The organism is Lyngbya aestuarii BL J, assembly GCF_000478195.2.
In the GTDB taxonomy this organism is placed as follows: domain Bacteria; phylum Cyanobacteriota; class Cyanobacteriia; order Cyanobacteriales; family Microcoleaceae; genus Capilliphycus; species Capilliphycus aestuarii.
Map to the genome: position 1 here is coordinate 14,082 of NZ_AUZM01000062.1, position 22,443 is coordinate 36,524.

The 22,443-nt window shown below is 42.1% G+C and carries 17 protein-coding genes and 1 pseudogene; 7 read left to right on the forward strand and 11 right to left on the reverse strand.

Annotated elements, in window-relative coordinates; genetic code table 11:
- Nucleotides 1-7 precede the first annotated feature (7 nt).
- Entirely contained in the window at nucleotides 8-760 is a 753-nt protein-coding gene (locus tag M595_RS21045; RefSeq protein ID WP_023068477.1) for a THxN family PEP-CTERM protein, read from the forward strand.
- Here the strand turns inward: M595_RS21045 and M595_RS21050 are convergent.
- Nucleotides 726-2,033 carry a salicylate synthase gene (locus M595_RS21050; protein ID WP_023068471.1) on the reverse strand — a complete coding sequence of 436 codons (1,308 nt, stop codon included), beginning with the start codon at nucleotides 2,031-2,033 and terminating at the stop codon, nucleotides 726-728. The two genes, M595_RS21045 and M595_RS21050, sit on opposite strands and share 35 nt — an antisense overlap.
- A gap of 357 nt (nucleotides 2,034-2,390) precedes the next feature.
- Here M595_RS21050 and M595_RS21055 point away from each other — a divergent pair, with 357 nt between their 5' ends.
- The 3 genes from M595_RS21055 to M595_RS21065 all read left to right on the forward strand — a co-directional run bounded on the left by M595_RS21055 (nucleotide 2,391) and on the right by M595_RS21065 (nucleotide 8,027).
- A complete protein-coding gene (locus M595_RS21055; protein WP_023068468.1) occupies nucleotides 2,391-4,916 on the forward strand; it encodes a CHAT domain-containing protein in 2,526 nt (841 codons plus the stop codon).
- Between the two features lie 255 nt (nucleotides 4,917-5,171).
- A complete protein-coding gene (locus tag M595_RS21060; protein WP_023068469.1) occupies nucleotides 5,172-5,966 on the forward strand; it encodes a DUF928 domain-containing protein in 795 nt (264 codons plus the stop codon).
- Between the two features lie 87 nt (nucleotides 5,967-6,053).
- A complete protein-coding gene (locus M595_RS21065) occupies nucleotides 6,054-8,027 on the forward strand; it encodes a CHASE2 domain-containing protein (RefSeq protein ID WP_238987115.1) in 1,974 nt (657 codons plus the stop codon).
- 73 nt (nucleotides 8,028-8,100) lie between these two features.
- On the opposite strand, the gene M595_RS21070 is transcribed toward M595_RS21065, so the two are convergent.
- Nucleotides 8,101-8,748: a PAP/fibrillin family protein gene (locus M595_RS21070; protein ID WP_023068489.1), complete on the reverse strand. Its 648-nt coding sequence runs from the start codon at nucleotides 8,746-8,748 to the stop codon at nucleotides 8,101-8,103.
- Nucleotides 8,749-9,109: 361 nt separating this feature from the next.
- Between M595_RS21070 and M595_RS21075 the strand changes: the two genes are divergently transcribed.
- Entirely contained in the window at nucleotides 9,110-9,307 is a 198-nt protein-coding gene (locus tag M595_RS21075) for an NblA/ycf18 family protein (protein ID WP_023068472.1), read from the forward strand.
- A gap of 247 nt (nucleotides 9,308-9,554) precedes the next feature.
- Here M595_RS21075 and M595_RS21080 read toward each other — a convergent pair whose 3' ends face one another.
- The 8 genes from M595_RS21080 to M595_RS21115 all read right to left on the reverse strand — a co-directional run bounded on the left by M595_RS21080 (nucleotide 9,555) and on the right by M595_RS21115 (nucleotide 19,390).
- Nucleotides 9,555-10,007, reverse strand: coding sequence for a hypothetical protein (locus M595_RS21080; RefSeq protein WP_203419117.1), 453 nt, complete (start codon nucleotides 10,005-10,007; stop codon nucleotides 9,555-9,557).
- Between the two features lie 97 nt (nucleotides 10,008-10,104).
- Complete coding sequence (locus M595_RS21085) at nucleotides 10,105-11,265, reverse strand: anhydro-N-acetylmuramic acid kinase (RefSeq protein WP_023068473.1); 1,161 nt, start codon at nucleotides 11,263-11,265, stop codon at nucleotides 10,105-10,107.
- A 13-nt stretch (nucleotides 11,266-11,278) separates the two neighbouring features.
- Nucleotides 11,279-12,028 (reverse strand): PP2C family protein-serine/threonine phosphatase, encoded by a 750-nt coding sequence (locus M595_RS21090; protein ID WP_023068483.1) that lies wholly within the window; start codon nucleotides 12,026-12,028, stop codon nucleotides 11,279-11,281.
- Nucleotides 12,029-12,287: 259 nt separating this feature from the next.
- Nucleotides 12,288-14,054 (reverse strand): ABC1 kinase family protein, encoded by a 1,767-nt coding sequence (locus M595_RS21095; RefSeq protein WP_023068475.1) that lies wholly within the window; start codon nucleotides 14,052-14,054, stop codon nucleotides 12,288-12,290.
- Between the two features lie 75 nt (nucleotides 14,055-14,129).
- Nucleotides 14,130-14,462 carry a DUF6825 family protein gene (locus M595_RS21100; RefSeq protein WP_023068490.1) on the reverse strand — a complete coding sequence of 111 codons (333 nt, stop codon included), beginning with the start codon at nucleotides 14,460-14,462 and terminating at the stop codon, nucleotides 14,130-14,132.
- A 225-nt stretch (nucleotides 14,463-14,687) separates the two neighbouring features.
- Nucleotides 14,688-16,631, reverse strand: coding sequence for a protein kinase domain-containing protein (locus M595_RS21105; protein ID WP_023068478.1), 1,944 nt, complete (start codon nucleotides 16,629-16,631; stop codon nucleotides 14,688-14,690).
- Between the two features lie 243 nt (nucleotides 16,632-16,874).
- On the reverse strand, nucleotides 16,875-17,873 hold the full coding sequence (locus tag M595_RS21110; RefSeq protein ID WP_023068485.1) for a hypothetical protein: 999 nt from the start codon (nucleotides 17,871-17,873) through the stop codon (nucleotides 16,875-16,877).
- 92 nt (nucleotides 17,874-17,965) lie between these two features.
- Nucleotides 17,966-19,390 (reverse strand): nicotinate phosphoribosyltransferase, encoded by a 1,425-nt coding sequence (locus M595_RS21115; RefSeq protein ID WP_040484448.1) that lies wholly within the window; start codon nucleotides 19,388-19,390, stop codon nucleotides 17,966-17,968.
- Between the two features lie 316 nt (nucleotides 19,391-19,706).
- On the opposite strand from M595_RS21115, the gene M595_RS21120 reads away from it, so the two are divergent.
- Nucleotides 19,707-20,249 (forward strand): NADPH-dependent FMN reductase, encoded by a 543-nt coding sequence (locus M595_RS21120; RefSeq protein ID WP_023068492.1) that lies wholly within the window; start codon nucleotides 19,707-19,709, stop codon nucleotides 20,247-20,249.
- Nucleotides 20,250-20,426: 177 nt separating this feature from the next.
- Nucleotides 20,427-22,019: a peroxidase family protein gene (locus M595_RS21125; protein WP_023068465.1), complete on the forward strand. Its 1,593-nt coding sequence runs from the start codon at nucleotides 20,427-20,429 to the stop codon at nucleotides 22,017-22,019.
- Nucleotides 22,020-22,168: 149 nt separating this feature from the next.
- Here M595_RS21125 and M595_RS21130 read toward each other — a convergent pair.
- A pseudogene (locus tag M595_RS21130) lies at nucleotides 22,169-22,443 on the reverse strand (hypothetical protein); the annotation flags it as partial.

Here is a 22,443-nt window from a genome sequence, read left to right on the forward strand (position 1 = left end):
TCGATTGATGTTATTAAAACCTTCTGTTAACGTGCTGTTAACTTCTATTTTTACCTCAGCGTTTGCTTTGGTAGGAACTGCGGCGAATGCGTTAACTTTAAATAGTTCTTCGGGAAGTTGGAGTAATCCCATCGGTGGAGAATTTATTCAATATCAAACGATAGGCAAAGAAAACCAAATTCGTTGGGGTGACTCTTTGGGTTTGGGAGAACAAAGTGGACTCGGGTTTACCGGGGTTGATGCGACAGAACTTGAACTCGAAAACGTTTTTGAAATTGGAACGTTGAGTCATTTCAATAATGTTATCTACGGAAATACAGCCGCCTCTGCGGTTAATTTAACTCTGGATTTAGACTTTGTTGAATTGGGGATGAAAACCTTTGATTTTAACTTAGAAATTGACGAAACTCCCAATGATGGAAACTGTATGTATTACAGTGTCAGTAACGACTGTTCCGACAAGATTTCCTTTCCAACTGCTTTCTCACCGGAAAGCTTTGAAATCGATGGAGTTAGCTATACTTTATCCTTAGTTGGCTTTAGTTATGGTGCTGATCAATCTATTCTCAGTGATTTTATTTCCCAAGAAAAAATGACATCAGAAGCCATTTTATATGGGAAAATTACAGCAGTTGAAAACCTAACAGCATTTTCTACACAGCCAGGAAAACAAGTTTCCGAACCGCAAACACTGGGCGGTATTTTAGCTTTGGGCTTAATCTTAACTAATCGGATTTTAAAACGAGATTGGTTAAAATAGTATTCATTTTGTTGCCACATTCAATGTACTCTCTTTGGGGAATAGATTCGCCCATAATTCCCGCCCCGGCGTTTAAATGAATGCTATTTCCGTATTGATAAGCTGAACGAATCGGAATCGCAAAATCAGCTTGTCCTTCCCCGTTTAACCAACCAATCGCCCCTGCATAAATCCCTCTGGGTGTATCTTCTAAACGATCAATCCAAGCAATCGCCTGACTTTTTTCAATTCCTGAAACTGTAATCGCTGGAAACAACGCTTTTAAAGCATCCCAAGGTGTTTTATCCGCTTGTAGTTGTCCGACAACATGAGAGGATAAATGTTGAACATAAGGATATTGTTTCACCTGCATAAAATCTGATATTTTCACCGTATTTTCAACACAAATTCCGCTCATTTCTTGTTGAACCAATAAAATTGAAAGGGCGTGTTCTTTGACTTCTTTCGCATCCGTAAAGAGTTCTCGCTGAAGCTGCTGATCTTCTTCTAAATTCTTCCCTCTAGGTCGAGTTCCCGCCAAAGGATTTGTGACTATCCAATGATCAGCATGAATTTCCATTAAAATTTCTGGACTAAATCCAACCCCTTGCACTTCTCCAAGCTGAAAACAATAGGAACGTGCAGAATGATTTCTTTGATAACCGAGTGTATAAGTCCCTAAAAGATCAAGTTCTCCCGAAAATTTAATCGAACGACAAATAATTGCTTTTTGTAGTTCTCTGGCTTGAATCGCTTGAATTAATTGTTCAACTTTTTGAATATATTGTTGTTTTTCCGTAAAATGCAATTCAGGTATTGTCGTCGGAGAATAGGATTTTGAAGCCGTTTCTAGTTCACAGATGGCTTGTAACTTAGATAAATGATTTAAACTTTTGATATAAACTCCTTCTGAGGTGATGCGGAGTTCAGTTTCAGGGACAAAAAAATACAGTAGAGGTTGATTAATTGCTTTGGTATAGGGATAATAGAAACGAGCCATATCAAAGCTAATATAACCGTAGGCTGTCCAATTCTCAATCTGTAAGTTGGCAAATGCTGATTCGACTTGTTTGAAGGGATCGTGGATGGGTTGAAATTGCAGTTGATCTAAACTCTGAATTGAAAGTTCTTCTAGACTAACAGAGATGACAGCTAAAGCATTAGCCGCGATGCGAACCTCCTGTTGCTGGTGGTACATCATATAATCAAAAAATAGTCCAGATTCTAGCAGATTTTGCAACAAAATCAGGGAGTCTCTTTGACCAGGGATAAATCGTTCTTGATAAGTCAGCATTGAGTATAGATTTAAAGTACACCAAGCCCGTTAATGGTGTTTGGGATTAAAGTTTCAATTTTTTTAATGTACCATTTGCACCAGTTCGGTTCTGATTAAAAACTGTTGCAGATTTCAATCAGTTCAGAGATTTTTTCTCCTGAGAACGATTTCTAGGCTAAGTTCCTATGGTTAGAATTGATCCAAGCAACTGAAGTGAAGCGACGGGTCAACTAGAATTTCAGGCAGTGACCTTAGCATTCTCGTGAACATCTGTCAAGCAAACTTAGTCAACAAACTGATCTGAACTTTGAGAATTGTACTGATTAGAGAAAATCGGCTGAATAAGATTATACAGTTCTATTAAACGAACGAGATATGATCCCAAAACGAGCATCTATCGCAGCGGGAATTCTCCTACTCTTAATTTTGGAGACTCAACCTGCATTAAGTTTACCTCCGCCCGGCTCACCCGATCGCACTTTGCAACAAAGCCGACAACTTTACGAAGCGGGAAACTATCGGGCTGCGGCTGAACTCCTTCAACAAGCTGTCTCTAACTTCGCCTGCGAGGGAGATCCTCTCAATCAAGCGATCGCCTTGAGTAATCTGGCGTTAGTGTGGCAAAAATTGGGAGAATGGGAACAAGCAACAACCGCCATTGAGAGAAGTATCACGCTGTTAAAACCTATCTCAGCCCCTCGTATTTTCGCCTCTGTCCTCAATATTCAAGGTCAACTATACTTACAGCAAGGACAGCCCGAACAAGCCTTAGAGACGTGGAAACAAGCGGCTAAACTATTTGACCAAGTTCAGGATCTCAATGGAGTTCTCACAACTGAGATTAATCAAGCACAAGCCTTACAAGCGTTGGGACTCTATCGCCAAGCTTTAAAAACATTAGAGCAAATTCAGGAAAAATTGCGATCGCAACCGGACTCATTACTCAAAGCAACGGGACTGCGAAGTTTGGGGGAAGCTTTACGGGTCGTTGGCGATCTCAACCCCTCTGAAACGATTTTACAGGAAAGCTTAGAAATTGCTCAACTTTTAGATGCGACTCAAACCCAAGCCGAAATTTTACTCAGTTTGGGAAATACTCATCGCGCCCAAAACCAACCCCAAATGGCGATCAACACTTACCAGAATGCAGCGATAGCAGCCATTTATCCCCTAACTAAAATTCAAGCCCAACTCAATCATCTGCGTCTGTTAACCGAAGTCGAGATCACAGAAACAGAAAATCATGATTCAGCGATCAGATTATGGCGGCAAATCCGAGTACAATTATCTGAGCAACCTGCAAGTCGAACAACCGTTTATCTGCGGGTGAATTTAGCCGAAAGTCTGCTGAACTTATCTCAACCAGAAATACTTGTTGCAGTTGACCTCTTAACAGAAGCCATTGCGATCGCCCGACAACTGCAAGATACTAGAGCAGAAGCTTATAGTTTAGGTAGTTTAGCCGCAGTTTACGAACAAACCCAACAATGGGCAATGGCGCAACGTCTGAGTGAACAAGCTTTAGTGTTAGCCCAAGCAATTAATGCACCCGATATTAGTTATCGTTGGCAATGGCAGTTAGGTAGACTGTTAAAAGCGCAAGGAAAAACCCAAACCGCGATCGCCGCTTATTCTGAAGCAGTCCACACGTTAGAATCATTAAGAACGGATCTAGTTGCGGTTGATCCTGATGTTCAGTTTTCCTTTCGAGAAAGCGTCGAACCTGTTTATCGGCAGTTAGTCAGTTTAATTTTACAACCCCCTGCTCCCGGTGAGGTTCCGAGTCAGGAAAACCTCAAAAAAGCCCGAGAGTTAATTGAGTCGTTACAACTGGCAGAATTAGATAATTTCTTTCGGGAGGCTTGTCTAGATGCGGATATTCAACCCACAGCTATTGATCAAGTTGACCCGGATGCGGCGATTATTTATCCGATTATCCTCGAGTCTCGCTTAGAGGTGATTTTGTCTTTACCCGGTCAACCTCTACGTTCCTATTCTACACCCGTAGACTCCCAAAAAGTGGATGTGACAGTTGGGCAACTGCGACAGGTTTTTGTTCCGGTGTTTTCATCTCAGGAACGTCTCACACTCTCTGAGCAAGTGTATGATTGGTTAGTGCGTCCAGCAGAAGCCGATCTTGATGCCGCTGGGATCAAAACCCTCGTATTTGTATTAGATGGTTCCCTGCGAAATCTGCCGATGGCAGCCCTTTACGATGGACAACAGTATTTGATTGAAAAATACAATCTTGCACTGACCCCGAGTTTACAACTGTTGGCACCGCGATCGCTACCCGAAACTTCTCTAAAAACCTTAATCGTGGGATTAAGTGAAGCCAGTCAAGGCTTTAGCGCTTTACCTGCGGTTGAATATGAACTCGAACAAATTCAATCTTTAGTGCCGACGACAGTATTCCTCAATCAAGAGTTTACCCAAGAGGTCTTAGAAAAGCAATTAAATCAAAGATCTTTTTCAATTGTTCATTTAGCCACTCATGGTCAGTTTAGTTCTCAAGCGGAGGAGACATTTCTGTTAACTTGGGATGGTCGAATTAATGTCAAAGATTTTGATCAGTTATTACGATCTTCCCAAAATGATCTCAAACCCATTGAACTCTTAGTTTTAAGTGCTTGTCAAACCGCGACAGGCGATCAAAGGGCGGCGCTGGGGTTAGCCGGAGTAGCAGTCCGATCTGGGGCGCGAAGTACCTTAGCAACCTTATGGCAGGTTAATGATGTTTCCACAGCCCTCCTAATGGCAGAATTTTACCGCAATTTGTCTGTCTCAGGAGTGAGTAAGGCTGAAGCCCTACGATTTGCTCAGTTAAAATTGTTACAGGAAAGCCAATATAAAGATCCCTACTATTGGGGGGCGTTTGTTTTGCTTGGGAACTGGCTTTAATCCGCTTGCATATTCCCCTATTTCTCTAAATTTTCTTGATATAAGTGCTAAAAATAACTTAAGGTAAGCTTAAACATTTTATTTCAAAGCCAGAGTTATAATTGCTATCTTAGATCATAGCGACCTCAGCAATAAGCTCCGTTAATCGGAGTCAAAGCTCACCCGTTTAATCAGATCCTCAACTTCCAGAGGATAACCCTAAACTGGGGCATCTGGCGATTACAATCACACCTTCATTATGAGGATCAACCCCAAATGCAAAGACAACATTTTTCTCAACTCTTTTCTCAACAGTTCATAAGCGTTTTAGTCACAGTTTCTGTTGGACTGGCGATTATTCCCAGTTTACCCGTCAGAGCGGAAAAATCATCCTCTCAACAAACAAGAGTCAGTGTAGCGTTTCAACCCCCAGCCGGGCAAGGAATGCCCAATCGTACCGCAGGAGGGGCTTCCCGTACAGGCAATAATTGTCCAATTTTATCAGCAGACCAAACCCAACTCACCGCCTTAGTCCCTGCTTTACAGAAACCCAACGATATTAGTTCCAATTTAACCGGATTGACCACCGAGGAAACCCCTAAATTTTACTTCTTTGTACCGACAATGGCAGCCCAAGAAGGTGTATTTAGCCTCAAAGACGAAAACGATAAAGATATTTACCAAACTCGTCTCCCGCTTTCTGGTCAAACAGGGATTATCAGTGTTAAACTTCCCTCAGATTCACAGCTTAAAGTCGGTCAGTCCTATCGTTGGTCTTTTGGTCTGGTTTGTCAAGCCCAGTCCGATCAACAGCAACCAGAAGTTGTATTTGTAACTGGAGAAATTCGCCGAATTCAAACGGATATCGCTGTATCTAACCAACTTCAGCAACTCACTCCCCTAGAACAAGCTGCTGTTTATGCCGAAAACGGGATTTGGTTTGAGAGTATAGGAATTTTAGCTGATTTACGCAAAACTCAGCCGAATGACTCAATGCTTGCTAGTAAATGGGAGGAACTTTTAAAATCAGTGGGGCTTGAAGAAATCGCTCAACAGCCTTTCATTGACTAATTAATTTTGTCGGGTAGGGGAGATAATTAAATGAAGTGTGATCGCCAGAGAAACGTTTCTTCAAAACCTGCCTAAACTCACGAATCAATGGGTGTTATGAAGTTTGAGGTTCGTAACCGAAAAAAAAAAGCTTTTTTGGGCTTAGGAACTTTAAACTTTCGCCCGAAGTTTTCCTTTTTGAAGTCTATCAAGCAATGGTTAATCGTTCCTGCGGTTGCGTTGTTGGTGATTGCATTGCGAATGGCCGGAGTATTACAATTGGTGGAATGGGCTGCGTTTGATCAAATGATGAGTCTGCGTCCGCTTGAACCCTTTGATGAACGCATTGTTATCGTTACCATTGATGAACCGGATATTCAAAAAATTGGACAATGGCCGATTCCCGATACTATCCTAGCCGAATTGATCGAAAAGCTTAAGCAAAAACAACCCGTCGCCATTGGTTTAGACATCTACCGAGATTTACCCGTTCCACCCGGATATGAACAACTCCTCGAAATCTATCGCACTACACCCAATTTGATTGGAATTGAGAAAGTTGTTAGTGATGCAAATGGTTCCTCAATTGCTCCCCCTTCTCTGTTAAAAGAGCAAAATCAAGTCAGTGCAGCCGATTTAGTCTGGGATGGAGATGGCAAAATTAGACGAGCGCTATTAACCATACAACCTCCAGAGGGTGAAATGGTTTTTAATATTGGCTTAAAGCTGGCGTTGATGTATTTACAACAAACCCACGGAATTACACCAGAAATGACAGCCAACAGCGAAGTCAAACTAGGGTTTGGGGTGTTTACTCGCTTTACCGCCAATGACGGGGGTTATGTACGAGCAGATGAGAACGGCTATCAAGTTTTATTGAACTATCGCGGTTCGTTAGAGAACTTTCAAACGGTTTCGGTTTCTGATATTTTAGCAGACCGGGTATCACCAGATTTGATCCGGGATCGGATTGTGTTGATCGGGACAACGGCTCAAAGTCTCAATGATTTATTTTTTACTCCCTACAGTAGCAGTTTATTCGGAATCAGTGACCGCACACCAGGGGTGATTATTCATGCTAATATCGCCAGTAAAATTCTCAGTGCAGCACTCGATAATCGACCTTTATTTAAGGTTTGGTCAGAAAAGATAGAATGGTTTTGGATTTTGTTGTGGTCAGCCGTGGGAATGACTATCGGATTGAGTTATCGTCCGATTCAGGGAATTGCGAGGATTATTCTGGCTGGAATTAGTTTAACAGTAATTTGTTATCAAGCGTTTTTGCGGGGATGGTGGATACCCATTATTCCTCCGTTGTTGGGACTGTTTGGTTCAGGAACTGCGATTACAGGTTATATTGCTCATCAAGAACGTCAAGAACGACAAACTTTGATGAATTTGTTTGGGCGTCATCTTACTCCAAAAATTGCCGATGAGATTTGGCGGAGTCGCGATGAAGTCTTAACTCAAGGTCAGTTGCTCGGACAGAAAATGACGGCAACGATTCTATTTGCTGATATTCAAGATTTTAGCGCGATCGCTGAATCAATGGAACCCGATCTTCTGATGTTTTGGCTGAATGAATATATGAATACAATGGCCGATACTGTACTCAGCCATGATGGGATTATTGATAAGTTTATTGGTGATGCGATTATGGCAGGGTTTGGGGTGCCTTTACCTCGAACTCAAGAGTCAGAAATTGCTGAAGATGCGATTTTAGCCGTTTCTTGTGCAGTGGCAATGGCGGAAAAATTACGATTACTAAATCAAAAATGGAGACAAAATGAACAGCCTACTGTTTCGATGCGAATTGGAATTGCAACCGGGGTTGTGGTAACGGGGAGTTTGGGCAGTTCTCAACGGATGGATTATACCACGTTGGGCGATACGGTGAATGTGGCGGCGCGTTTGGAGAGTTATGATAAGTCTTTTGGTCAGGGATTATGTCGCATATTAATTAGTGATAACACTTATCAGTATATTAAGGATCTATTTTCTACGAGTTTGGTTGGTCATGTTCAGTTAAAAGGCCGACAAAAATCGGTAGATGTTTATCAGGTGTTAGATATCAAGGGTTAGGATGCTGAATTTAGTTTTCTTCTAACTTCTACAAAAAAACAACCCCATAATATTGGTTTTAAACTTATTGGTTTCAATCAAGATTACTTTTGATTAAAACAAACAGACTTCCCTCACCTCCTCGACCAATACGAAAGGTTTCATCGAGATAAGTAATGTCTAGACTCGGAATTCGTCCGACGGGACTGCGAGCGGGTACAATACGAGCAGGATTTAACGAGGGAGTGTTGACCCCGACAATACTAGAAACACCAATATAACGTTGTTTAAAATAAACATTAATACGGCTATCGGGTAAGTTTTTATCATCAACAACAAGTTCAAAACGAGCGGTAACTTTGACTTCACCCTCAATTAACCCTAACGAGTGTTGAACAAATGCTTGATTACAAAAAGACTGAGTAGCGACATCAATAACTTGATAAATTTTTCCCACCTTTAAGCCCAGTGGTAGTGCAGACAAATTGCGAATTTCTCGTGCAGTTGAGTAGAGAAGTTGCCAAGCCCCATCAAGGAGTTTAGGGTTAAACAATAAAGGACGATAGTTAGGGTTAATTGCTTCTAACTCCACAACCATTTCTTCAATTTCTTGGACAAGATCGGGTTTTATTTTTTGATTAGTAATTGGCGCACCCTCAACGCCTGGGAATTGAGAAGAAACCGACTGGAGTGTTGCTATCAATTTTTGTTTTAATTCTTGAGGTGTAACCAATTTTTGCATGATGATCTCCATAATAAATGATTGTTTTTCAGATCAGTCAGAAGTTAGAAGTTAAAACAGGTTACTGTTTACTGTCTCCTTAACTCCCCTCAACTCGGTAGGACTGTCTGGGGGGATAGGATGTCCGGTAAAGCAAGTATCCTGTGTTACAACATCGCCAATAGTATTTGCTATGTTAGGGGTAGATTATTTTTTTAGGAAAAGTGGTCATTTTGTCAAACTCTTGTTACCTTTTGTAATAATAGGATCAACGATATCCAATTTGGACTATCGTCCCTCTAGTCTCAACTGTGATTAAACGACAAAATCCACCCCACTCCATCAGGAGTAACTATCTCTAAGTTTAATGAGGAGAACCAAGATGAACCAACCCAGTCAACTGTCTATCGAACAACAATTCAATTTGTCTTCGTTCAAAATGCAGGTTAATCAAATGAGTCGAGAACAGGCTCAAGAATTTTTGGTTAACCTTTACGAACAAATGATGGTACGAGAGAATATGTATCAGCACTTTCTCAAGTATCAATGGGGACTAGAACCTGGCTCTGACCAAGAGTAGAGTTTGAAGTTTGCCGTTGAGCAACCTCTATCTCTTACTTTTTTCTCACGGTAGAAACAAGTTGGGGTACTGGGGTATCAACTGGCATCTTATTTCCAGTAAGGTTGACCATTTCTGAGGACTGAAGTGATTTTACATTCAAATTAATATTTTTTCTGAGTGTATTTGTCAATTCTCGACCTTTGAATCATTTCACCTAACTTTTAAGACTTCACTACTCGCAAATCTGTAAAGTTAGCTTGACTCATCAGGGTTTACGCTCTAAAACCGTTTCCATCACACTCACAAGATTGAGATGATGACCCGCCATAATACCACTAGAGTAATAATATCGGTTAGAGTTGATCTGGCGTAAAGTCTCAAAACCACTACGTCGCTGGCTTTCATCACCTAATACCCAATAACGCTGCACAATCGACTCAGGGCCAATTAATCCTTCACCCTCAATATTTCCCAACTCACTGTGTTGTAAAACAAAGGTATATTGGCGTTCATTCGTATCAAGTCGTCCCCGATATTGTAGGATAATATCATCGCGATCGCTATCGGGAAAAATCAGCTTTGTCACCATACTGAACCATTCCATTTGATTCCAAGCCACAAGAGTTTTTCCTTTAACAGTGATGGGAAGTTGATTTCGGTCTATCCAACTTCCTTCCACCATCCACTGACCTGGTTGGATGAGAAATGTGTGAACCACAATGATATCCTCTACTGCACGCGAGGGTTCTAGCCAGTTAAACAAAAGGAAGACACACCAAGAAGTTTCTACTTGATACTGACCTATCCTTGCGCCTCTATCGTACCACGCGGGTTCCCCAGGCTGTATGAATTTCCCCCAATAGAACGGCAGTTTTCGCCCCCGTGACTTCGGGTAAATTACCCACTATTCCTTGAGAACGCCAATAGGCTAACACCGCAAACGCAATTGCTTCTTTAAAATTTGCATCCATTCCCACCTCAGAAGTTGTCATCACCGGGATTGGATTTAATCGCTTTTGTAAACTCTGTTTGAGAAAAAGATTATCACTCCCGCCCCCACAAAGTAAAACTTGATCGGGCATTTGAGGTAAAAACTGGCGATAACTCTGTTCTATCGATGCAGTTGTGAGTTCCGTTAAAGTGGCTAACAAATCAGCCTCACTTAAATGGTAGGGTTGAGCTGCTGTTAAACACTGTTGCAGATAATCTTGACCAAAAAGTTCTCGTCCGGTAGACTTCGGAGGAGGTTGCTGAAAAAAGTCTTGTTTGAGCCATTGCTCGACTAAGCTCATACAAGGTGTTCCTTGAGCCGCCCAAGCCCCATCTTGATCATAGGTCTTGGTGCCGTGAGAAAACGATTGTACCGCTAAATCTAATAAACTGTTTCCAGGCCCTGTATCCCAACCGATAATTTGCTCTGAACAATTGAGTGCATCAGGAGGTAGATAAGTGACATTGCCAATGCCACCAATATTCTGCACACAACGACAATAGGTGGGATGACTCAAAATATCAGCATCAACCCGAGAAACCAGCGGCGCTCCTTGACCTCCGACAGCAAGATCTGCAACTCTAAAATTACTCACTGTTGTGAGATTTGTCAGTTGGGCAATGACAGCGCCTCGACCCAACTGAAGACTATACCCTAACTGATTTTCTTTTTGAGGACGATGAAAAACCGTCTGACCGTGAGAACCTATTAATGTCGCCCCCGGTTCAAATCCACCTTGAATCGCCCGTGCAGCTAGAGCAAATGCAATCGCGACTGCATCATCGAGTTGAGCCAGTTCCGCCATAGAGATCGACTCACCCCCACACAGACGGAGAATTTGCGATCGCAATTCTGGTGAATAGGGATAAGTTTGGGCGGCGATCAGTTGGATCTGCACCGAAGTTGAAGAACTCTTTATTTCGACAAAAGCGGCATCAATTCCATCGACAGAGGTACCACTAATCAGACCAATGACACGAACCATTATCCCTTCTCAATCACGAATTGTTATGATCCGATGAAGTCGGTTCAACCGAAATGACAATCACAGTAATATTATCTCGTCCTTCAAGTTGTTTGGCTTCTTTGACTAAAACATTGGCAATCTGTTCACAGCTTTGAGCCAATTTCAGTTGGGTTGTAATCACATCATCATCGAGTTCTTCTGTGAGTCCGTCACTACACAACAGTAAGCGATCGCCGACTTCAACCTCAATAGGTTCGATCTCAACAAATGATAAATCTTCTCGTCCCAAACACTGAGATAAGACATGACGCCAAGGATGAATCCTCGCTTCATCGTTCGTCAGCACTTGACGCTTGACCGCTTGGGCGACCCAAGTTTGATCTTCTGTAATCTGTTTAAGTTCTTGTTGATGCAGTTGATAGACCCGAGAATCACCAACATTAGCACACCAAGTCTGACCTGCCTCTCGAAACAAAGCCACAACTGCGGTTGTTCCCATATCTGATCGATCAGGATGAGCGTGCTGATCGCGCACAATTTCCTCATTTGCTGCCAGAAAAGCTTCTTTGAGCAAAGCACCAACATCCCGATTATCCCAATGAGTATTGAGATAGTCTCTAATGGTTTGAGCGGCGATCTGACTCGCTTCCTGTCCTCCGGCGTGTCCTCCCATGCCATCAGCCACGATAAAGAACCGTCCTTGAGGATCGATATAAAAGGCATCCTGGTTAACGGCACGAACATTTCCTGTATCCGTCAGACCCGCAAAATCGAGTTTCATAAACGAATAGTTTAACTGCTTCAGCTAGCTCCCTAGAAGTATTAATCTTAACCTAAATTTAGGAGAATACAGATGCAGACTCCTAACTCAATCACCCCTTAGCGGTTAGGCAACCGCAAGAAAACACTTTGCTTTTATCCCAGACTCGGCATCAATTTTGTCTATTATGATACCACTTGCCACCCAGATTTTGAGTTCAAGGTTAAGCTCTGCAAGAGTCAACTGTACTTAGGGTTTACAGGTTCTCTGTTTGCCGTTTTTACATCATTCGGTCAAAGCGATCAATCCGTCTTAACAGGCGGAAGAAGGCAATACCCATCACAAAGGCCAGGAAAACCACAACTCCAGCCAACCAAACCTTATCGCTAATGAATAACAGCGTTGCCGAGATGGTAAATGCACCCATGAGCAGCGCATAATTGGTGCCCATCTGAACATTGCTCACCCGGCGCAAAATGCGATCGGTTTCTGTGGCTCGTACTCGCATCCGTAGATCCCCTTGATCGAGTCGATCAAGTGTATCTTCAATGCGTCGAGGTAAACCTAAAGCCGTTGAACTGACTTGAGCCGCTTGACGTCCAAACTCATTAAAAAGACTATTGGTTGTCTCGGAAAGATTTGTTTCTGACATAAGTTGCATCGCAAACGGTTGTGCGACCTCCATAAAATTAAACTCTGGATCTAAGCCTTTACCCACCCCTTCGAGTGTCGAGAAAGCTCGCATCACAAAGGTAAACGTCGCCGGAAACCGAAAGGGTTGATCATAAGCGATCTCGTAGAGATCATCACTGATCGCCGCCACAGACTGTTCTTCAAAGGGCTTATCCATGAAGTGATCCAGCATATACTGAATGGAACGCCGCACGGCACCCATATCGCCTGTTGGCGTTAAAGCTCCGAGATCCACCAAAGACTTAACGACCCGATCTGCATCTTTTTGAGCAATACCAAACAAGGTCTGCATCAGCTTTTCTCGCAGATTTGAGGTAATTTGTCCCATCATCCCGAAGTCATAAAAAATTAGCTTTCCTTCTGGACTGACGGCAATATTACCCGGATGAGGATCAGCATGAAAAAATCCATCGTTGAGAAGCTGGAGTAAATAGGCTTCAGCTCCCATATTCGCTAACTTGCGGCGATCCAATCCCGAGGCTTCTAGTGCTTCATAATTGCTGATTTTAATTCCAGGAACATATTCTAAAGTCAATACACGGGGGGATGAATATTGCCAATGAACTCGCGGCACCCGCACCCAATCACAGGAGCGAAAATTGCGCCGAAAGGTATCAGCATTGCGACCTTCATTGAGATAATCAATTTCGAGCCACAAAATGCGACAACATTCATCATAAATACCTAACCAATCTCGACCTCTACCCCATGTCGGATGATTTTGGAAGTAGCGAGCAATGCCTTTTAGAATCGCTAAATCTATCTCAAACAGCTTTTTGAGTCCGGGTCGTTGGACTTTGACCACAATCTCAGTACCCGAACGCAGTTGCGCCTTGTGAACTTGACCCAAACTTGCGGCTGCTAGGGGAATCGGGTCAAAATTGCGAAAAAGCTGGTCAACGGTTTTCCCAAAATCCTGTTCAATGATTTCCTGAGATTGTTCATAGCTGAACGCAGGTACTCTATCCTGTAGCTTTGAGAGTTCTTCAACGTATTCGACGGGAAATAAATCCGCCCGAGTTGAAAAGAGCTGTCCAAGCTTAATAAAGGTTGGCCCCAACTCTAAGAAAGTTTCTCGAACCCAGCTTGCTTGAGCGCGGCGTCGATTATCCTTCTTTTCTTTGGTGTAGCCTCCCCAATAGCTCCATTGCTGCTTATCGAGCCACAACCAAGTTAACCAAGTCAGGACAAAAGTCCAGATGTCAACAAAACGCCGCTGACGAGAGTAGTTTTTGCGATTCCAACGATAGGCTTTACCTCCACGTAACTTCCGATTCGTCGCTCCGACGGAAGAAGCAGCAACACGCTCGGCGTGCCGCTTGGGGTAAGTCGAGTTATCAATAGGGACAGACACTCGAGTTTCCAAGTTTTGTTTCCGGTAATTTTCGTGTTTTATAAGTCATATTAATCAGTGCAGTCTGCTATCGACTTACTGATTGCGATTACGATAACGTTGCAGTTCCGATCGCAGTTCGGCGATTTCTGCTCGCAGTTCGTCGATCGTCGCTTGCAAATCAATCGATTGGGAATTGACTCGGCTACTTCCATAGGAAGAAGAAGTTGTTCCCTGATTGGTCATTTGAGCTTCTTGATCGGCTCGTTCTAAGACTTGTTCTGTAAATTGTCGCAGATTTTCTCGTTGCTCTGCATCAAATTTACCCAATTCACTCAGAGCATTGGTAAAAAGATTTTCTAATTGTTCGTAAAGACCTTCTGCAACTGCTCGGCCTACAAAAAATGCGTCAACCGTTGGCTTACTCATAAAAAAGTTTTACTAACTTCCGTAACAAATTATAACGTGCTGACTCCCAGAAAGGGAGATAATAAACTCAGACTGATCGAGTGAACTTTTGATGAGGATCAAAGTTGACTCAAAAGGAGGCAAGACAAGTCTTCAAACCCGATCACGGATGAATTGACTTTGTGGCTCTACTACCAACCTAATCCTTCCCCCCTCGCGCTAGCGATTGCTCATAAAAACTTAATTTTATGTTGAACCCCCAGACGTAAATTCTGTTTCCGACTCTGAGCGAGGAAGTTCTGATTGAGTCTCAAATTTGGGAATTGAGAGAGAATCATTAGGAACCTTATATTCCATCTCTGTTTCTAAGTAAGGGTCAGGATCGGAACTCGCAGGAACAGACTCCCTTTCCCATGACTGTTCGGAAGATGTCGGGAGATCGTTCGGGAAGTTGGAGTCCGTCTCTACTGAATTATATAGCTCAGACGAAGCCGGATAACTCGGAGAATCATATTCATTCGACTCCACCGACGAGGGAGAAGTTGTAGACTCGATCTCACGGCGAGGATATTCCTCTGAAGAATAACGGGGTGAGTCTAAAGTCGCCGGAGCGGGATAATCATTAGCAGTCGTTCTCACAGGAGTCGGGGTCGAGTAGGAACTCTGGGGATAATTCGGGGTCGAATATTGCCAGGAGTTGGAGGAATAAGAACTCGGATAGCTCTGATCACGAGAATACTCAGAAGAATAGCCATAAGCATCGGATGAATAGGAATCGGTTGTTGAGGTCTGCGACTCTGAGTAATAACCGTCAATAGAACTCGGTTGAGATTCGACAACAGTATTGTAGTCTGATTCTACTTCCCAGTCGCTCGCATAATCTTCTGTCCACGCTTCCTCTGAGGCCATCTGTCGTGTCGATTCTTTTCCGTTCAATATATCTGAGTCGCGGTAGTCAAAATCTCGTTCACTCTCACCTGTCATTGAGTCGATGACCAGTTGACTCTTAACAGATGGCTCTTGAAATACTGGCTTTGAGGGGTCATAGTCGGGGAATTGCTGATCAAAAGATTTTTCGGATTGTAAAACGGTTGTTTGGGAGTGAACTCCACCATAAACTCGCGTTAAATAAAATCCGATACAAGCGGAGAACATGGCGGTGATCACAAATACAAACGGAACAAACCCCGGAATTGAGGAGAATCTAGACATAGGGGTGAATCGTTCATGGTCGGTCTGCTCCCGTGATGATGTTTCTTGATGATCGTCTGAGGAGTTAGAACCCGCAGAGGTAGTGACCTGCTCGGATTCATCTTCAGTAACCGCAGATTCAACCTCAGCATAATCTTCTAATTCGGGGAGAAAAGCCAACCATTGCTCTAGGCTTTGGGGTCGATGTTGCTGTTCTAACTCCAATCCCCATAAAATTACTCGTTCTAAGGTCGGACTCAGATCAGGTCGCAGTTGTCTCAAACTCGGTTTGGACGGACTCAGCAACGCTTCTGTCACTTGAGACAAACATAATGGCGCTTCTAAAGGGGGTGTACCTGTTAATAAGCAATATAAGATGGCAGCCAAACTATAGATGTCGGTGGCTGTTGTTAACTGTTCGTGAGGTAAATATTGTTCTAAAGCTGCATATCCTCCCGATAGGCTACGGCTTCCTAGATAGGGTTGAGCCATTGCATCTGTTAACCGACTGGCGATTCCAAAATCGGTTAAAATCACCTGATCGGTTTGTTCGGCTCGCACAATGACTTCTGGAGTGAGGTAACAGTGAATGATTCCTTGTTGATGAATCTCGCTCAAAGCAACCGCAATTTGACGAATAAATCGAACCGCTTGAGTGACAGAGAGTTGCGAACCCAGCCGCAGCAAGTCGATTAAAGGCTGACCTGAAACATAGTTCATTACCATAAAAGGTAAGCCTCGATCTTCAAACACTGCCAAAACCCTCACTAGGTTTGGATGCTGACATTGGCTTAGACGTTGAGCGACAGCCTTGAAATGATACTGAAACTGAGCAAACTCGGTATGATGGCGTAAATTTGGGTTAACCGTTTTAATCGCCACCCTTTGCTGGCGACGAGTATCAACTGCGCCATAGGTGATTCCATACTCTCCCCGACCCAATACACGCTCAATCTTGTATTGGCCATTGTTCAGGATGGTTTCAGCTTTTGAACTCATTTGCTTGAATGCCAACTTTCCCCCTTATACTACCGTCTCGATTTTGTTTGAGTCATCTGAGTTGTGAGGTCGCCGTACATAGTCTACATCGCTATCCAGATTTTTGCTGAAATTTCTATGGGGAGTCGGTTGCGAGAATTCTAGTGCAACCCGGAAGGAAAAAGGAGATGGGGAGTTGGGGAGATTGATCATTCATAATTGATCATTCATAATTGATCATTCATAATTCATAACGGGTGACTGTTATTGACTGCCTGTATTTCGCACATTAATTAATTTATTGAGCAGATCAAACCAGAAAGATGCTCCCATAGAAATTGCGATCGCCGTAAGTATCCATCCGAGTATGGCTTGAGCAATTACAAAACTAATTTGTGATCCTCGAACTTCTCTTTCACTTGTACTATTTTCTGGTTTTAAATTAAATTGTTCGTTGATATTCTCCTGATTCCATCCTAGAGGTAAGGATGAAAAATCAATGATTAATTGTGTTAAATCTTGAGTTAGGTCAGAAGAATCTTGTGAAGGTTCGACCGATTCATCAGCAGACAGAGAAGTTTGAATCTCATAAAATTGATTAACTTCTTGAGACAATTGATATTGTAAAAAAGGTTCTTTGTATAAGCGACTAGCAATATTAAAAGTATCAGCATTTAAAATCACTGCAAATAGAAAGCCAAATAGTAATGTCTTCCATTTAACCTGTCGTTTGTAAACCCCAGAAGTCCTATCCATCGCCTGAGAAAACCAATTCATTATTTCTGCTTCTAAGGCTTTGATATAACTGTCGTGTTTGTCTTGTTTGAGATGGGCTTGTACAGCTAAAACTTTAAACAGTTTAATTTGATCTCTAGAAAGTATTGCCTTAATTTGAGAGGATTCTATTGCTTCAATAAACTGTTCTGACTGTAAATCAACAATTCTAGAGTCAACAGAATATTTTTCCAGAAGACTATCTATTAAAGCAAATGCAAAAATATTTTTAGGAATATAAGACGGCCCAACAAAGTTTTTCCCTTGTTCGCTTTTATAATCTTTCAAAGACTTAATCAAAGGATGATCATATAAAGACTCCGCCATCTTTTCACCCACAATAGAATGAATCGAACTATATAAACTTTTAGCTCGACTATCCCAAAATAAAGTTGACAAAAGTTCTTGTAGATCAGAAACCAATAAACTTAACAGCAAATAAACAAAAAATAAACCCAGAGCAATATTGAGAACAGAAGGTAAACTCATATAATCTTTTCAAAAATTAGAATCGGGAGGTATCTGAAAACAGCACCTCCACTTTATCATTCAATTTCAATTTTTCAAACCGCCATAAATACTCAAATTTGATCGCGAACCCGTTCAGTCAATTCTGTTAACGCTTCTGAAACATTCACCTCAAAAGAAATCGGATCATCTAAACGCCGAACTTCAGGAGAAAGACTCGCCACAGAAGCCGCAGTTCGTTTGGCAATTGTCTCCAACGGTTCGGGAGAAACCATTCGTTCACCCGCTTTAACCATAAGCTGCATTAATTCCACCTGAGAAATAGAGTGACCATTTTCTGACTCTACCTCAAATCTTTCTTCATCGGCTAAAATCAAACAATCTGCTTGTATTTGACCTTGCTTAAAGGTGCGAATAATTTGCTTTCGTCCCGGATAAGTCACCTTACCACTGGATTTTTTCATAACCGGATGATCATCAACTTCCACCAACTTATAAACCCCATTCACAGGAGTTCCACTGACCAGTTTCGTCCCCATTCCATAACCATCAATTTCTGCATTTTCAGCGTTCAGTCGAGCAATTTCATACTCATCAATATCTCCACTGGCAAAAATAGAAACTCCCGGTAAAAGCGATCGCACCTGTTTAGACAAAGAAGCTAAATCTCCCGAATCTAATCGTACTCCTTTTACATCCATTTCACCCTGGTTAATTTTCTCCGCTAACCGACGCGCCGCTTCTACAGTATCATAAGTATCAATTAACAGTGTCGAACCCGGAAAATGGCGCTCAAACGCCGCAAACGCTTCATCTTCTCCACCTTCTAAAGCACCCACCGCCATCACTAACGAATGCGCCATTGTTCCCACGGGTTCGCGTCCCAATTTTAACGCCGCCAACACGTTAGAGGTTGAGTCTAGTCCTGCCGCTAAAGCCGCTCTAACCGCCCAGACTGAGGCTTGAGGACTAAATGCTCGTCGGGTGCCAAATTCTAATAATTTTGCTTTTGAGCCTGCCACATCCCGCAGACGTGCCGCACGAGTCGCAATTAAGGTCTGATAGTTGAGGGTGTTGAGGAGAAAGGTTTCCACAATTTGAGCTTGCCACAACGGGGCTTCTACACGCAAGAGGGGTTCATTGGGGAAAATAGCGGTTCCCTCAAGGACAGCCCAAACGTTTCCGGTAAATTTGGCATTTTCTAAGAGTGACCAAAAGGCTTGAGGGGCGTTTGCAAAGATTTTTAGCGATCGCAATGCTTCAATTTGAGTGCTGCTGAAATGAAAATGCTCTAAAAAGTCTAAGGCTTGGGCGAGTCCCATTGCAATTAAATAGCCGTAGTTTTCGGGAAGTTTGCGGGTAAACAGTTCAAAACTCGCCCATTGTTGATCAACTCCTTCTCCTGCATAACAAGCGGCCATTGTCAACTCGTACAGGTCGGTTAACAGGTTATTGTCCTCGCAGGTGAGGGTGAGTTGTTGGTCTTCGTTGATCGCCTCTTGCGGAATTGAGGACAAACGTTCGGGCTTGGTTCTCATGGGATGACTCCTTGGCTCTATCTTGAGTAGATTATAGTAATATTTACCAAATATGTCTAGTTTTTCTCTGAATAAATGAATCAAAATTAACGGTTAAATAGGCTTTTATCAGAAAATCTTCCTAAAAGGATATCTAAGGTCTGCTAGATTTATGGTAAGTTTAACTTAAATCTATGTCCACTGAGGGACAGCAAGAGAGGGGGTTTTTCTATGATTAGATAGATGTTAATTGTAGAGATAGCGCAACGACAAACTTGTGTTACATTAAGCGTAGTCGGAATGAGTACGACTTATTAATCAAGTTTGGGACAATAGTATGGTAAAAATTGTCGGAATTGGTGGAAGTCTGCGTTCAGAGTCCTATAGTCAGCAGGCGTTAGAAATAGCAGCGCAACGGGTGGAAGTCTTGGGTGCGGAAGTCGAAATATTAGATTTGCGCCAGATGCGTCTACCTTTTTGTGATGGGGGAAAAGAATATCCCGACTATCCCGACGTAGAAAAATTACGAGAAACGGTTAAGCAAGCCGATGGGTTAATTTTAGCAACACCAGAATATCACGGTAGCGTGAGTGGTGTGATTAAAAATGCCTTAGATTTAATGAGTTTTGACCAGCTTGACGGTAAAGTAGCGGGTTTAATGAGTGTGTTGGGGGGTCAAGTTAATAGTAATGCTTTAAATGACCTGAGATTAATTATGCGATGGGTTCATGCTTGGGTTATTCCCGAACAAATTGCCATTGGTCAAGCTTGGGGTGCTTTTAACAAAGAAGGAAAGTTACTCGATGAAAAGTTATCTCAACGGTTTGATGGATTTGCTCAAAGTTTAGTGGAGAATACCACAAAATTACGGGGAAATTAGTTAAGAATTATAGAGGCGTTCTGATCGTCGAGCGTCTCAAAAATAGATTAGCATGATCGGGCTAAGTACAAGAGCTTACTATAAACGAGTGACACACAAACGGGGGATGTGCTATCGGACAATTATTGACTAAAATGAGACATAATCTTTTTTGTTCTGATTTTAGGGAAAAAGTAAATGCTAAAAAATATCAGTCATGCCGGGGGAGTCAACCCACAAGCAAAAGAGAGAAGGGAACAAACCGAAGAAATTCTATTTAGTACACCTTTTGGTTATATGTTCCCTGACTTGGTAATGGGGGAAAATACAGAGGCGAATAAATTACCTGTAGCCAGCAACACGGTTCCTGCTTTAAAGATGCTAGGAGACGCCATGGCTGACTTAGGAGAAGCGGGGGCAGAAATGAAGAAATTCAACTCCACTATTCCTTCAGTTTTTACCTATTTGGGTCAGTTTGTCGATCACGATATTACCGCTCGAACAGATCGGGAAACAGAGATCAGCATGATTAGTATTGGTGATAATGCTAACGATGAATTAAAGCCGATTGACCCACAAATTATTTTAAATAAGCTCAAAAATGGGCGGCGTCCTCAGCTTGATCTCGATAGTCTTTATGGTGACGGGCCAGCATTAATACCGGGCGGAAAAGTTGGAGCAAATACAGAAGCTCAGTTTCTTTATGAGGATGAAAGCTTACTGTTAAAAGTTCAAGATTTGGGTAAATTTGTGGATTTACCTCGGGCTGATCGCAAAGCCAAAATTGCAGATATGCGTAATGATGAAAACGTGATTATTAGTCAGCTTCATGCTGCTTTTTTGAAATTTCATAATGTAATTGCTTGTACTTTACCGAAACATTTATCTCCCCAGAGTCGGTATATTTATGCTCGTCAGTTTGTGCGTTGGTGTTATCAGTATGTTGTCATTAATGACTATCTCAGAGCAGTTTGCGACCCCAATATTGTAGACGATATCCTGCTCAACGGGCCGCGTTTTTATCTCCCTGGCTTTAGTGGAAATTCGGTTTTTATGCCGCTAGAATTTTCCGTCGCCGGATTTCGGTTTGGTCACTCAATGATTCGTCCGTTTTATCAACTCAATCGTCAGTCTCAAGTCAAAATTATGAATCTCTTGGGTGTTTCCAAAGATCGACCTCAAGAGTCTGATTTGCTAGAAAAGAACGGTGACAATTATCAACTCAAGAAAAGTTTTAGTGTTGACTGGGAAAACTTTGTCAGATTTGTACCGGATGAACCGATTCCTAACGTCGCTCGTAAAATCGATCCGAAGATTTCTCAAGGCTTATTTGATCTTCAACTCGACGGAGTAAGAGCGAATACATTCATGTCTCATTTAGCTCAACGAAATCTAGTCAGAGGTTATTCATTGAGTCTACCCACCGGACAAAAAATGGCTAAAGCATTTGGTTTTCAACCCCTAACAAAAGAAGATTTAATTGATAAAGAACCGAATGAAAAACTGAAGCAAGCACTTGAATATGGGAATTTTGGAGACAGAACACCTTTATGGTATTATATCCTCAAAGAAGCCGCATTACAAACCGGAGGAAACACGCTAGGGGCTGTAGGAAGTAGTATTGTTGCAGAGACTTTAATTGGGTTAGTCAAACAAGATCCCAACAGCTATTTAAACCATTTGCATAATCCGGCTGTACGACCGAATGGAATTCGCATTCCTCGGCTTTATGGTCGTGCTTCAATTATTAACTCGATTGGAGATATTTTATCCTGTGCAGGAGTTCGTTAGAGATCAATTAAAATCAGTTATAATCTGAGTTTTAACTTTCGATATGTTAATAGTTTTTATCCTACTCATCTGGATGAGAAAGTCAAAGGTTGTCAAGATCTTTCTCTCATTCAGATGATGTTTTTATGGGTTGCTATCTATAAAACTGCTTATAAAATTAACCCGATTGCTAAACCCCAAAAAGGAACAAATCTTAGCCATCGCTTTTGACGATTAAAGGGTTCAATACTTCCCATCAAGATGATTTGAAAAATATAAAATAAAACCATATCAACACAAAAAGCAATCGTAACGCGATTACTCATTAAATTTTCAATAAAAAATTCGGTTTTAGTAGGAATATCTCCAAATTCAGGTCGAGCAAAAACCGCCCAAAAAAGAGAGAGTATTCCTATAATCAAGCCAACAAATCCAAATATTTTCG